The organism is Finegoldia magna, assembly GCF_003182075.1.
Lineage (GTDB): Bacteria > Bacillota > Clostridia > Tissierellales > Peptoniphilaceae > Finegoldia > Finegoldia magna.
Genome location: NZ_QGTH01000003.1, coordinates 39968 through 53187, shown reverse-complemented (window position 1 = coordinate 53187; position 13220 = coordinate 39968). Strand labels below are relative to the sequence as shown.

Sequence of the window (13220 nt, the reverse complement as noted above, 5' to 3'; positions counted from 1 at the left end):
ATTCTCCTATCTTTGTACTTCGTTTAGCACGTATGCTTCCAGTACATCTCCTGGTTTAATGTCATTATAATTTTCTAAGCCCATACCGCCCTCATAGCCTTGAGTTAATTCTTTAACATCGTCTTTATATCTCTTCAATGAAGAAATAGGACCTTCGAAAATTAATATTTCATCTCTCAACAAACGAACCACAGCATTTCTTGTTACTTTTCCTGTATTAACATACACACCGGCAACAGTACCTACTCCCGGTACTTTGAAGGTATCTCTAACTGTAGCTCTACCTAAAACTTCTTCTTGATATTGAGGTTTTAACATACCAGTGATTGCATTTTTTACATCTTCTATGGCATCATATATAACTCTATATGTTCTGATTTCTATAGATTCATTTTTTGCCATATCCAAAGCCACTTGAGTTGGTCTTACATTAAATCCGATTATTATAGCACTTGATGCAGATGCTAAGTTAACATCAGATTCAGTAATACCACCGACAGCACCGTGAATTATATTAACTTTTACTTCATCATTGCTTAATTTTATTAATGATTGTTTAATAGCGTCAATTGTACCTTTAACATCAGTTTTTATTATAATATTAAGATCTTTAGTTTCTCCGTCTGAAATTTTTCCAAATAACTCGTCTAAGTTCACGTTTGAAGAAGACTTGATTTGTTCTTCACGGTTATGGTCTTTTATTTTTTGAGCATAATTTCTAGCTTCTTTTTCATCTTTGACAGCGTATATCATATCGCCAGCTTCAGGTACTTCGTTTAAACCTAAAATCAATACTGGTGTTGAAGGACCTGCTTTTTTAACTTGCTTTCCTTGATCATTAAACATAGCTCTGATACGACCACTTGCTTGTCCACTAAATACCATATCTGAATGTTTTAGAGTACCTTTTTGCACCAAAATTGTAGCAGTTGGACCTCTTCCCTTGTCTAACTGAGCTTCAATTACAGTACCTACAGCAAGTCTATTTGGATTAGCTTTTAGTTCTTCCATTTCTGCGACCATTAAAATCATTTCAAGTAATTCATCAATACCTTCACCTGTTCTAGCAGAAACTGGAACTAAAACTGTATCTCCACCCCAGTCTTCAGGTACCAATCCATTTTCAGCTAATTCAGTTTTTACTCTTTCTATATTAGCATTTTCTTTATCTATTTTATTAACAGCGACAATTATTGGAACGCCAGCAGCTTTTGAGTGATTTATAGCTTCCACCGTTTGAGGCATTACACCATCATCTGCAGCAACTACCAATATTGAAACATCTGTTACTTGTGCCCCTCTACTTCTCATTGCTGTAAAAGCTTCGTGACCTGGTGTATCTAAAAATACTATTTTTTTGTCGTTAACTCTAATAGTATACGCACCTATATGTTGTGTAATTCCTCCGGCTTCTCTACCAGCTACTCTAGAATTTCTAATTCTGTCAAGTATAGATGTTTTACCATGGTCAACGTGTCCCATTACAGTGATGACAGGTGGTCTTTCTTTTAAATCCTCATCCTTATCTTCAAAATCTAGGTTAAACACGTCATCGTCATCAAAATCTTCGACTTCATCTTGTTCAACGATAACATTGAATTCACCAGCCACTAAACTAGCAGTATCAAAATCAATTTCTTGGTTTTGATTTGCCATTATACCTAATTCCATTAGTTTCATTATTAATTCACTAATAGATACACTTATTTTCTCAGATAAATCTTTTACTGTAATTGTAGGTTGAATAATAAATTTCTTAGGTTCTTTTGGCTCATTCTTGATGACTTCTTCTTTTTTATTTTTATTATTTCTATTATTCTTGTTATTTGTATTATTTTTATTTTTGTTAGAATTTTTATTTTTGTTATTTTTAAAATTCTTATTCTTTTTCTTATCTTTAGAATCATGCTTTTCATTCATTTCAGATTTGTTTTTATGTTTTATCTTATCGAAATGAGATACAGATTCATCATCATTATTTCTTGGATGTTTTGGTTTAAATCTTTTTTTAGAATTATCATCTTGTTTATTAGCTTCAGTATGCGATTTGCTTTCCACGTTTTCTTTTGAAATTTTATTTACATCTTGTCTATTTTCTTTTTTTGAATTACTGTTCTTTTGATTATTTTGAACTTTTTTTGGTTTTTCATAAAAAGATTTAACTTTTGATATTTGGTCTTTATCTAATGTTGACATGTGACTTTTAACTTCTATTTTGTTTTCTTTTAATTTGTTCATTAAGTCTTTTGTTGAAACATTCAATTGTTTTGCCAATTCATATACTCTTATCTTTTCCATACAAAGACCTCCTTTTGATTAATCTTCTACATGGTTAATTAACTCCTCATATATAAGTGCGTCTACTTCTGTTTTTAAAACCTGATTTAGTCTTCTGTTTTTCTTTGCCTTGTTTATACATTTTAAATCCTTGCATAAATAAGCCCCTCTGCCATTTTTCTTATTTGTCAAATCTACAGAAACTCCGTCTTCTTTATTAAAAACAACTCTTATTAGTTCTTGCTTTGGTTTATTTTCACCACAAACAACACATTTTCTTAAAGGAATTTTTTTAGTTTTCATTTAATACTCCAAAACTTAAATACATTTAATTTTCAGAATCTTCTGCAATTTCAGTGTTTTCGGATTCTAAAGAATTATCTTCTTCAGTATCTTCAATATCTTCAATTTCTTCTATATCATCTGATTCATGATATTTAATTTTATCAAAAACTTTTTCTTTATCTTCATCTCTAACTTCAATACCATTAGATTCTAGAAAATCAACTTCTCCATCGAATTCAACAGACAAGCTGCCATCTTCATAAGATTCTAAGTATTGGTTAAGTCCTTTGATGTCTATTTTCCAGTTCGTTAACTTAGCTGCAAGTCTAGCGTTTTGTCCTTCTTTTCCTATGGCTAAAGATAATTGATCTTCTGAAACAATTACACGGCATATTTTTTGAGCTTCGTCAATGAATGTAGCTATAACTTCAGATGGACTTAAACTATTAGATATGAAAGTCTTAATATCTTTTGACCAAATAACAATATCAAGTTTTTCGCCATTCAACTCATCCACAATAGACTTAACTCTGGCTCCACTGAAACCTACACATGAGCCAACTGGATCAACATTTTCATCATTACTGAATACCGCGATCTTAGTTCTTGAGCCAGGTTCCCTTGCAACACTAAAAATCTCAACAGTTCCATCATTTATTTCCGGAACTTCTAATTCAAATAATCTTTTTATTAGAGAATTGTCTGTCCTTGATAATATTATTTGAGCTCCTTTTGTAGTGTTCTTGACCTCTTTAATAAAAAGTTTTAATCTTTTGTTAGGAGTATATTCTTCAGATTTTATTTGTTCTGAAACTGGTATTATACCTTCTACTCTACCCAAATCTATATAGACAATTCCACGTTCAACACGTTGAACTGTTCCAGTGATTATTTCTTTTTCTCTGTCAATAAATTCGTTATAAATATTATCACGTTCTGCATCTTTTAGTTTTTGAATAACAATATTTCTAGCAGTTTGAGCAGCTATTCTTCCGAAGTTTTTAGGTGTTATTTCAATTTTCACTTTATCACCTAAATCGTATTTACGTTTAATAGTCTTAGCTTCTTCTAAACTTATTTCAGTATTTTTGTCTTCAACATTTTCAACAACTGTTTTGATTGCATATAAATTCACCTTACCGTTGTCTCTATTTATGTTAACTTCTACAGAACTTTCTTCGTTTTCATGGTCTTGATAATCAAAATTTTTCTCATAGCTTTTAATCAATGCTTTTTCTAAAGCATCGAAAACAACTTCTCTTGGTATTTTTTTTGATTTTTCTAATTCATCAAGAGCCTTTATAAAATCATTGTTCATATATTACTATCAATCGAATAAAGAAAGCTTAATCGATGATATATTACTCCTTTCAATTTTAATTTGATTTTTTTCTAATTCCAAAGATATTTCTTGATCATTAAAATCTTTTAAAATACCTTTGAACTCTTTCTTACTATCTAATTTTTGATATAAATTTACTATTACAACATTCCCTAAATTTTTTTTGAAATCTTTATCTCTAGTGAATGGTGTAGTTATATCTACTGATGCAATTTCTAAATAATAGGGATCTGAAATAGGATCTATTTCGTCAAGTTTGTCAGTTATTCTATTATTTATTAACTCACAATCATCAATTGATATTAGACCTTCATTCTTTTCAATGTAAAAAGTCAAAATATTTTTTCCATTTTGATTTGAATATTCTACATCATAAAAGTCGATTCCAGTATCTTCAATTAAAGGGCTGAGATCATTATTCATAAGTTCCCTAAGATATTTCTTATTCATATATCTCCTTTTCGTAAATTATTTAAATAAATAAGAGTGGGATTCCCCACTCTTAGCCACAATTTATTCTAAACTAATTGTATCATAATTAATCATAATAATCAAACTATCTTCTATTTCTTAAAGACAAAGGCTTATCAATTATTTCTTTCATAATGATAGCTTTTTTTAATTCATCTTTATGTTTAAATTCATCATTAATCTCAACTCTAATCAATTCTAATTCGTCGTTTTTTTCTTCGAAAAAATCTTTATCAATTAATTTTTGATTTTCTTTTCTATTATTTGTTTGCTCAAAATTATTGATATTATTTTGATTGTATTGAGAATTGTTTGATTTATTATAAGATAATTTGGTATTTGATTTATCTTTTCTTAAATCTTCTAATGTCTTTTTCTTGCGATAATCCTTACGGTTAAAGTTTTTTTGGTAACGTCTAGAACTACTCATGTGAATAAAATAATTAGCGAAAAACTTTACAACTATTATCGTAATTACAAGAGATAGAAAAGAGAACATTACTTATCATCCTCTTTTATTTTTTCGCTATTTCCAGAAATAGCCTGTCTCATCTCAGTATCACTTATAATATTTTTCATATTATAATAATCCAAGACTCCCAAATTACCAGATTCTAAAGCTTTAGCGATAGCTAGAGGAACTTTTGATTCACTTTCAACTACTTTCGCTCTCATTGAACGAACTTCTGCTATCATTTCTTGTTCTTTTGCAACGGCCATAGCTCTTCTTTCTTCTGCTTTTGCTTGAGCAATTCGTTTGTCAGCTTCTGCTTGATCAGTTTGTAGTTTTGCTCCGATATTTCTTCCTACATCAACATCTGCAATATCAATCGAAAGTATTTCAAATGCAGTCCCTGAATCCAATCCTTTGTTCAATACAGTTTTGGAGATTGAATCTGGATTTTCTAATACAGATGTATGAGATTCAGATGAACCTACAGTAGTTACAATACCTTCACCAACTCTAGCTATTATAGTTTCTTCTCCGGCACCACCAATTAATCTTTCAATGTTTGCTCTAACAGTAACCTTAGCTTTAACAATGACTTCAATACCGTTCATTGCTACTGCAGCAATGTTTGGAGTTTCAATTACTTTTGGGTTAACAGAAACTTGTACTGCTTCTAAAACATTTCTACCAGCTAAATCAATAGCTGCTGCTCTCTCAAACTCTAACTCAATATCTGCTCTTTGAGCGGCAATTAATGCATTTACTAAAGTATTTACATTACCACCTGCTAGATAATGCGCTTCAAGTTGATTAGTAGTTAGATTTAATCCTGCTTTTGTTGCTTTGATAAGAGGATTTATAATATTTTTAGGAATAACTCTACGTAATCTCATACCTATTAATTGTGAGATTTTGACGTGGACTCCTGAAAATTGAGCAGTAACCCATAAACCTACAGGAACTAACGAAAAGAATACTAATAGCAATATAACTATTAATATAGGTACTAAAAATGGAATTTCAAATGGCATTTTACACTCTCCTTACTATTATTTTAAAATCTTTTATTTCACTAACAACAACTTCGCAACCTTTTGGAATAAAATCTCCCCTAGTAATAGCGTCAATATAATCTCCATCTATTTCAATTTTGCCGCTCGGTCTTAAAGGTGTTATAGTAATTCCCTTTTTGTTCAAGTATTTTTTTGATGACTGAGTAAATGATTTTGAATTAGTTTCCTTTAAAACAAATTTATTGAATTTACTTGAGTCAAAATCTTTACTTAAAAATACTAATATAAACAAAACATCAATTGTTATGGCAATAACTACTGTTAAAAATGCTAGGTACAGATTATTAATAATCATGCTTATTCCAACAATCATTGATAAGACACCCACAATTCCAGCAATAAAACCACCTGGAACTATTAGTTCTAATCCAACGAATAAGAGCCCTATTAAAAATACTAATATACCCACTATGTTGATATCACCGTGATTATAATAAGACAAAATAAATAGAACAGAAAAAACAGCAGTTAGAATACCGTATTTAATCTTCTTGTTTGATAACATAAGCAGTGTGATACAAATAAATGTTACTGCTAAAAAAATCATACTTAAAATATGATTAGAAAATATATCCATAGAAAACGATAACACCCCCTAAATATCTTTATAACACAATTATACACTAAACAAAGCAATAAAAAAAGATTCCTATAAGGAATCTTTCATTAAATATCAATTTCATTAGAAATTTCTTTTTTTTCTTTTAGCTGCTTCAGATTTTTTCTTTTTCTTTACGCTAGGCTTTTCATAATGTTCTCTTTTTCTATATTCAGATAAAACTCCAGATCTAGCACATTGTCTTTTAAATCTTTTTATAGCATTATCTAATGATTCGTTTTCTCCTACTTTAATTTCTGACATGGTTTCCCTCCCCTCTTTATTGCAAGAATGCTCACAAAAGAGCAGAATTTATACCAAAATAGTATAACACAATTCTAATAAAATAACAATATTTTTATGGCCAGCTAAGTTTTTTCTTACCTAACACGTGAAAATGCATGTGATGTACTGTTTGTCCACCATCTTCTCCACAGTTATTTACTATTCTATAGCCAGACTTATCAATATCGAACTCTTTTGCTAGTTTTGCAATTACTTCAAATATATGAGCAACTATTTGTGAATTTGATTCATCAATATCATTAGCACCAGAAATATGTTCTTTAGGTATAACTAAAAAATGTACTGGAGTAACAGGATTGATGTCGTGAAAAGCGTATACCAAATCATCCTCATATATTTTTTTAGAAGGTATTTCTCCATTAACTATTTTACAAAATACACAGTCCATGACTCGCCTCCGGTGATATTATACCAAAAAATATTTAAATTTTCAATTATTCACACACAAGTTCTTCATTTTCTCTTCTATTACATATGACGTCTATTATTTTATTTGAAAGATTTGGATTATATTCTCTTTTTACTCTTATATAATTTGTTGTATATCCTTTAATGTAGCCATCATCGTTTTTCGATTCGAACAATACTTTTATTGGTTGATTTAACATATTATCTAAAAATTTATCTGTATAGTATTTTGATTTTTCTATTAGTAGTTTACTTCTCTCTTTTTTTACAACTCCAGATACTTGATTTTTCATTTTACTTGCTACGGTGCCTTTTCTGTTAGAATATTTAAACACATGTATTTTTGAAAATTGAATCTTATCAACAAAGTTTAATGTTTTTTCAAAGTCTTCATCAGTCTCTCCAGGAAAACCAACTATTATATCTGTAGTAATTGCAGCATTTGGGTAATATTCTCTTATTAAATTGATAGTTTTTTCATATAAATCTGTATCGTATTTTCTATTCATAGATTGAAGTATTGAATCAGAACCGCTTTGCAAAGATAAATGAAAATGATCACAAAATTGTTCCACTTTACTTAATCTATCTAAAAATTGCTTGTCGACAATTCTTGGCTCTAATGAACTCAATCTTATTCTCTTTATTTTATCAATTTGTCCGATATCTTCTATTACATCAATTAAACCAATATCATCATTTTCTAAGTCTTTTCCGTATGACGCTACGTGGATGCCTGTCAGTACAATTTCTTTGAAACCATTATCTGCTAATCTTTTTGCTTCTAAAACAATATCTTTAATATTTCTAGAACGTATAGGTCCTCTCGCGTAAGGAATTATACAGTACGAACAAAATTGACTACAACCTTCTTGTATTTTAATATAAGCTCTTGTCATAGAATGCTCTGTATTTATAGTTAATTCTTCAAATTCTCTATTCTTACCTATATTTTCGACCTTGTTTATAATTTTATTAGATGATTTTGCTAGTTCACATAGTTCTACGATTTCTTTTCGGTATTTTGTTCCGAGAATTACATTTACACCTTCAATGTTTTCTATTTCATCAGGACTAACTTGAGAGTAACAACCTACAACAGCAATTATTGCATCACTGTTTTCAGATCTAATCTTAGATATTTGTTGTCGACTTTTTCTATCGGACAAATTTGTAACGGTACATGTATTAAGCACAAAAACATCGCAATTATAATCTTCTGTAATCTCATAACCATTTTTCACAAATAATTCAGCCATTGCTTCTGTTTCGTATTGATTAACTTTACAACCTAATGTTGAAAATTTTACTTTTTTCATTATTTTATATCTCCTAATTCATATTGAATAATACTCAAAGCACAAATTGGAGCTGTATCTGCGCGTAAAATTCTGTTTCCCAATGAAACTGATTTAAATCCTTTTGACTTTAAAACATTTAAATTTTCTTCAGATAATCCGCCTTCTGGGCCAATGAAAATATTTATATCTTTATAATTTGAATTAGTCAACAAAGATTGAATGCTTTCTGTTTCATTTTCATAGAATACTAAACTTAAACTATTATCTTGATTTGATATTTCATGGATATTAAGTAGTCCTTCTATTTCAGGGATAGATGTTCTCTTTGACTGTTTAGATGATTCTAGTGCGATTTTTTCAAATCTATTCTTTTTTTTAATCCACTTTTTTTCATCTAATTTGACAACAGTTCTTTCAGTTTCTACAAATACAATTCTATTTACTCCCAATTCAGTAGCTTTTTGTATGATATACTCATTTTTATCTGATTTAAGGATACATTGATACAAAGTAATGTTCAAAGGAGATTCATATTGAATGTTATCTTCATCTATTATTTTACAAATTATTTCATCGGGAGTAATATCTTCAATTTCGGTTACAAAAGTTGTATCTACAATTACTTGATGAATCAAATCACCTTTTGTAAGTCTTAAAGAATTTTTGATATGATTATAATCTTCATCTTTTATTATAATTTTATCATCTATCTTATCTTTGGGATTTCGAAAAGTCCTATACATTTTTGAACCTACTTATTACGCTAATCCATTCACCTTTTTCAGATATTTCTACAATTTCAAGGTTGTTTTTTTCTAAAATATTTACAATTTTATCTCTTTGAGAATTGATCAATCCTGAGCAAATGAAAATTCCATCTTTTTCTAATGCTTTTGGCAAATCTGGAATTAAAATGTCTAATACGTTCAATAAAATATTAGCTATTACTACATCGTATTTTTTATCAACTTTATCTAATAGAGAGCCTTCTACAGCATTGATATTAGATATTTTATTAAGTTCTGCATTATCTAATGTTGCTTCTACAGCTAATGGGTCAATATCTGTAGCAAAAACTTCTTTAGCACCTAATTTTGAAGAAGCTACAGAAAGTATTCCTGATCCACAACCAATGTCTAAAACACTCTTATTATCAAGCTGCAGCTGTTGAAGTTGTTCAATACATAAGTTTGTTGTTTCGTGGAGTCCTGTACCAAATGCCATTCCCGGATTAATTTCTAACACGGTGTGATCTGTTTCATCTATTTCAATCCAGCTAGGTTTTATAAGAATATTGCCAATATAAAATGGTTCGTAATACTTTTTCCATTCATTAGCCCAGTCAATATCTTCAATTTCTTTGTTCTTACTAATTTGAACATCTATCTTGTTATTGATAGAGAATTCATTAATTTTTGCTTCAATTTCTTCATAATTTACTTTATCATCTTCGTAAAAAGCTTTAATGATGACATTATCATGTGGTGTAAAATCTTCGTCGTCTATTACCACCCAATAAGGTTGATCTTTCTTAAAATCTAAAACATCTTGATAATCATCTATTTGTAAATTTTCTATTCCTAAATCGTATAGTATAGAACTTATGATTTCGTCATATCCTTTTGGACATTTAATATCAAAGCTTAGCCATTTTTCCATTATTCAAACATATCCTTTATTTTATCAAATATTGATTTCTTTTCATTTACATTTAATTCTTGATTCATACTTTCTGAAAATTCAATCAATTTTTCTTTTTGATCTTTATTTATTTTTTTAGGAACAATGATTTTAACAGTAAATAATATGTCTCCTCTTGTATTAGAATTTAAATATGGAACACCCTTTGATTTAAGTTTAAATGTTGTATTTGGTTGAGTTCCTTCTGGAAGTTCAAATTCTTCTATGCCATCTAAAGTTGGAACTTCAATTTTTGAACCAAGTACAGCCTGAGCATATGTGATAGGCATATCAAAAACAATATCATTATTAATTCTTCTGAAAAATTCATGTTCTCTAATCTTTATGATAACATATAAGTCGCCTGGACTACCATTGTTTTCGCCATCATTACCTTCGCCCTTTACACTCATGATAGCTCCGTTGTTTATTCCTTTAGGTATAGTAATGTTTATTGTTTTTCTTTGAACTTCGTATCCTTTACCTTTACAATTTTCACATTTTTCATCGATTACATAGCCTTCTCCATGACATTTATCACATTCAGATTGTTGTGTAAAAATTCCAAAAGGTGTTCTTTTAGTATCGTTTATGATCCCAGTACCATTACATTTATCGCATTTTCTCTTTTTTGTTCCTGGCTTTGCTCCATCGCCATTACAAACATGACATTTTACCTTTTTCTTATAAGAAATTTCTTTTTTAGTACCGTTAATTGAATCTTCAAAATCTATTTCCAGTTCAACTTGAATATTAGAGCCTTTTCTAGGGGCATTTGGATTTCTAGAATAAGATCTAGAACTAAAACCACCAAATATATCACCGAAAAAATCACCAAATATATCACCGATATCTGAAAATCCTCCACCTGATCCTTGATCAAATATTCTATCTCCGTACATATCGTATTTTTTTCTTTTTTCTTTATCACCTAAAACCTCATATGCTCCGTTAATTTCTTTAAATTTATTTTCAGCTTCAGGATCACCACTGTTTATATCTGGATGATATTTTTTTGCTAATTTTCTATATGATTTTTTTATTTCTTCTTGAGTTGCGTTTTCATTAACCTCAAGTATTTCGTACAAATTTTTCATTATTCACCATCCTAATCTACTGACTTTTCTATTTTACTAAAAGATACAAAAAAATCAAGGGGTAAGAATTTTACCCCTTTTTTAAGATTTTTTAGTTATTATTTATTTTCGTCGTCATCAACAACTTCATAATCAGCATCTACAACATCATCATCTTTTTTAGATTCTTGTGAAGCTCCCGGTTGTTGAGCTGTGTTTTCATATAGTTTAGAACTTAATTTGTACATTTCTTGAGTTAATTCATCTGTCTTAGCTTTAATATCGTTGTTATCTCCTGAGTCTAAGATTGATTTTAAAGCTTCTACTTTTGAACTGATATCAGATTTTTCGGATTCTGAAACTTTGTCGCCTAAGTCTTTGATTGTCTTTTCAACTTGGTAAATTACAGATTCAGCGTTATTCTTTGTTTCAATAGTTTCTTTTTTATTTTTATCTTCTTCAGCATACTTACTTGCTTCGTCAACTTTTCTCTTGATTTCTTCATCGCTCATTTTAGTTGAAGAAGTAATTGTCATAGCTTGTTGTTTTCCAGATCCTAAATCTTTAGCACTTACGTTTACAATACCATTCGCATCAATATCAAATGTTACTTCAATTTGAGGTACTCCTCTTGGGGCTGCTGGAATTTCAGTTAAGTTGAATTGTCCTAACAAAGTATTGTCAGCTGCCATTTCTCTTTCGCCTTGTAGCACTTTGATTTCCACGGATGTTTGACCGTCAGCTGCTGTTGTAAATACTTGAGATTTTTTAGTTGGAATTGTAGTGTTTCTTTCGATTAATTTTGTACATACTCCACCTAAAGTTTCGATACCCAATGATAAAGGTGTAACATCAAGTAACAATAAATCTTTTACTTCACCAGTTAATACACCACCTTGTAATGCTGCACCAATAGCAACACATTCATCTGGGTTAATATCTTTTTGTGGATTTTTACCTATTAATTTTTTAACAGCTTCTTGAACAGCTGGAATTCTTGTAGAACCACCAACTAATAAAACTTTTTCTATATCATTGTGACTTAATCCAGCATCTTCTAATGCTTGTCTTACTGGTTTTAAAGATTCTTCAACCAAGTCAGATGTTAATTCATCAAATTTTGATCTTGTAATATCCATATTTAAGTGAACTGGAGTTCCATTTACTGCAGAAATAAATGGTAAGTTAACATTAGTAGAAACTCTTGTAGATAGTTCTTTCTTAGCGTTTTCTGCTGCATCTTTAAGTCTTTGTTTAGAAGTAGCATCTTTTCTCAAATCCACACCATTTTGTTTCATGAATTCATCTGCAAGATAGTTTAATAATTTTTCATCAAAATCATCTCCACCTAGTCTGTTATTACCACGTGTAGCTAATACTTCGAATACGCCATCTCCAACTTCAAGGATTGAAACGTCGAATGTACCACCACCTAAGTCATAAACCATAACTTTGTGTTGATCAGTTTCTTTATCAATACCATAAGCCAATGCAGCCGCTGTTGGTTCGTTGATTATTCTTTTTACGTTTAATCCAGCAATCTTACCAGCGTTTTTTGTTGCTTGTCTTTGAGAGTCTGTAAAGTAAGCTGGGACAGTAATTACTGCTTCTGTAACTTCTTCTCCTAAATAACTTTCAGTGTCGGCTTTTAATTTTTGCAAAATCATTGCTGAAATTTCTTCTGGAGAATAATCTTTACCATCAATGTTTACTTTGTATTCAGTACCCATTTCTCTTTTAATTGATGTGATTGTTCTGTCTGGGTTTGTGATTGCTTGTCTTTTTGCTGTTTCACCAACCAATCTTTCACCATCTTTAGTGAATGCTACGATTGATGGAGTAGTTCTATTACCTTCTGAGTTAGGAACTATGACTGATTCTCCACCTTCCATAACTGCTACTGCTGAATTTGTTGTACCTAAATCAATACCTATTACTTTACTCATTATAAA

General features: G+C 29.9%; 14 protein-coding genes and 1 pseudogene. All 15 read right to left on the bottom strand.

Annotated elements, in window-relative coordinates:
* Nucleotides 1–6 precede the first annotated feature (6 nt).
* On the bottom strand, nt 7–1746 hold the full coding sequence (gene infB / locus DES33_RS01955; protein WP_394371397.1) for a translation initiation factor IF-2: 1740 nt from the start codon (nt 1744–1746) through the stop codon (nt 7–9).
* 423 nt (nt 1747–2169) lie between these two features.
* Nucleotides 2170–2298 (bottom strand): annotated as a pseudogene (locus DES33_RS09945) (translation initiation factor IF-2 N-terminal domain-containing protein); the annotation flags it as partial.
* An 18-nt stretch (nt 2299–2316) separates the two neighbouring features.
* Entirely contained in the window at nt 2317–2580 is a 264-nt protein-coding gene (gene rnpM / locus DES33_RS01950) for an RNase P modulator RnpM (protein ID WP_110057939.1), read from the bottom strand.
* A 25-nt stretch (nt 2581–2605) separates the two neighbouring features.
* Entirely contained in the window at nt 2606–3880 is a 1275-nt protein-coding gene (gene nusA, locus DES33_RS01945; RefSeq protein ID WP_110057938.1) for a transcription termination factor NusA, read from the bottom strand.
* Nucleotides 3881–3889: 9 nt separating this feature from the next.
* The gene (locus DES33_RS01940) at nt 3890–4354 is read right to left on the bottom strand and encodes a ribosome maturation factor RimP (protein ID WP_094224702.1); all 465 of its coding nucleotides are present in this window, start codon (nt 4352–4354) and stop codon (nt 3890–3892) included.
* 106 nt (nt 4355–4460) lie between these two features.
* Nucleotides 4461–4874 (bottom strand): hypothetical protein, encoded by a 414-nt coding sequence (locus tag DES33_RS01935; RefSeq protein ID WP_094205684.1) that lies wholly within the window; start codon nt 4872–4874, stop codon nt 4461–4463.
* Nucleotides 4874–5857, bottom strand: a complete 984-nt coding sequence (floA, locus tag DES33_RS01930) for a flotillin-like protein FloA (protein ID WP_002836436.1) — start codon at nt 5855–5857, stop codon at nt 4874–4876. Before floA ends, DES33_RS01935 begins: the two co-directional genes overlap by 1 nt.
* Before the next feature lies 1 nt (nt 5858).
* A complete protein-coding gene (locus DES33_RS01925; RefSeq protein ID WP_484493033.1) occupies nt 5859–6446 on the bottom strand; it encodes an NfeD family protein in 588 nt (195 codons plus the stop codon).
* A gap of 135 nt (nt 6447–6581) precedes the next feature.
* Nucleotides 6582–6761 carry a 30S ribosomal protein S21 gene (rpsU, locus tag DES33_RS01920; protein ID WP_002836438.1) on the bottom strand — a complete coding sequence of 60 codons (180 nt, stop codon included), beginning with the start codon at nt 6759–6761 and terminating at the stop codon, nt 6582–6584.
* A 94-nt stretch (nt 6762–6855) separates the two neighbouring features.
* Complete coding sequence (locus DES33_RS01915) at nt 6856–7191, bottom strand: histidine triad nucleotide-binding protein (protein ID WP_094203655.1); 336 nt, start codon at nt 7189–7191, stop codon at nt 6856–6858.
* 46 nt (nt 7192–7237) lie between these two features.
* Nucleotides 7238–8530, bottom strand: coding sequence for a tRNA (N(6)-L-threonylcarbamoyladenosine(37)-C(2))-methylthiotransferase MtaB (gene mtaB / locus DES33_RS01910; RefSeq protein ID WP_094224704.1), 1293 nt, complete (start codon nt 8528–8530; stop codon nt 7238–7240).
* Nucleotides 8530–9255 carry an RsmE family RNA methyltransferase gene (locus tag DES33_RS01905; RefSeq protein ID WP_094224705.1) on the bottom strand — a complete coding sequence of 242 codons (726 nt, stop codon included), beginning with the start codon at nt 9253–9255 and terminating at the stop codon, nt 8530–8532. Before DES33_RS01905 ends, mtaB begins: the two co-directional genes overlap by 1 nt.
* Nucleotides 9248–10171, bottom strand: a complete 924-nt coding sequence (prmA, locus tag DES33_RS01900) for a 50S ribosomal protein L11 methyltransferase (protein WP_110057937.1) — start codon at nt 10169–10171, stop codon at nt 9248–9250. The genes DES33_RS01905 and prmA overlap by 8 nt, the downstream gene beginning before the upstream one ends.
* Complete coding sequence (dnaJ, locus tag DES33_RS01895) at nt 10171–11289, bottom strand: molecular chaperone DnaJ (protein ID WP_094207141.1); 1119 nt, start codon at nt 11287–11289, stop codon at nt 10171–10173. The genes prmA and dnaJ overlap by 1 nt, the downstream gene beginning before the upstream one ends.
* 98 nt (nt 11290–11387) lie before the next feature.
* Nucleotides 11388–13214, bottom strand: coding sequence for a molecular chaperone DnaK (gene dnaK, locus DES33_RS01890; RefSeq protein WP_094224707.1), 1827 nt, complete (start codon nt 13212–13214; stop codon nt 11388–11390).
* Nucleotides 13215–13220 lie beyond the last annotated feature (6 nt).

Excerpts from the sequence above, each read along its gene's own strand:
- rnpM (WP_110057939.1), bottom strand. The coding sequence starts at position 2,580 with ATGAAAACTAAAAAAATTCCTTTAAGAAAATGTGTTGTTTGTGGTGAA.
- nusA (WP_110057938.1), bottom strand. The coding sequence starts at position 3,880 with ATGAACAATGATTTTATAAAGGCTCTTGATGAATTAGAAAAATCAAAA.
- DES33_RS01940 (WP_094224702.1), bottom strand. The coding sequence starts at position 4,354 with ATGAATAAGAAATATCTTAGGGAACTTATGAATAATGATCTCAGCCCT.
- DES33_RS01935 (WP_094205684.1), bottom strand. The coding sequence starts at position 4,874 with ATGTTCTCTTTTCTATCTCTTGTAATTACGATAATAGTTGTAAAGTTT.
- floA (WP_002836436.1), bottom strand. The coding sequence starts at position 5,857 with ATGCCATTTGAAATTCCATTTTTAGTACCTATATTAATAGTTATATTG.
- DES33_RS01925 (WP_484493033.1), bottom strand. The coding sequence starts at position 6,446 with ATGATTTTTTTAGCAGTAACATTTATTTGTATCACACTGCTTATGTTA.
- rpsU (WP_002836438.1), bottom strand. The coding sequence starts at position 6,761 with ATGTCAGAAATTAAAGTAGGAGAAAACGAATCATTAGATAATGCTATA.
- DES33_RS01915 (WP_094203655.1), bottom strand. The coding sequence starts at position 7,191 with ATGGACTGTGTATTTTGTAAAATAGTTAATGGAGAAATACCTTCTAAA.
- mtaB (WP_094224704.1), bottom strand. The coding sequence starts at position 8,530 with ATGAAAAAAGTAAAATTTTCAACATTAGGTTGTAAAGTTAATCAATAC.
- DES33_RS01905 (WP_094224705.1), bottom strand. The coding sequence starts at position 9,255 with ATGTATAGGACTTTTCGAAATCCCAAAGATAAGATAGATGATAAAATT.
- prmA (WP_110057937.1), bottom strand. The coding sequence starts at position 10,171 with ATGGAAAAATGGCTAAGCTTTGATATTAAATGTCCAAAAGGATATGAC.
- dnaJ (WP_094207141.1), bottom strand. The coding sequence starts at position 11,289 with ATGAAAAATTTGTACGAAATACTTGAGGTTAATGAAAACGCAACTCAA.
- dnaK (WP_094224707.1), bottom strand. The coding sequence starts at position 13,214 with ATGAGTAAAGTAATAGGTATTGATTTAGGTACAACAAATTCAGCAGTA.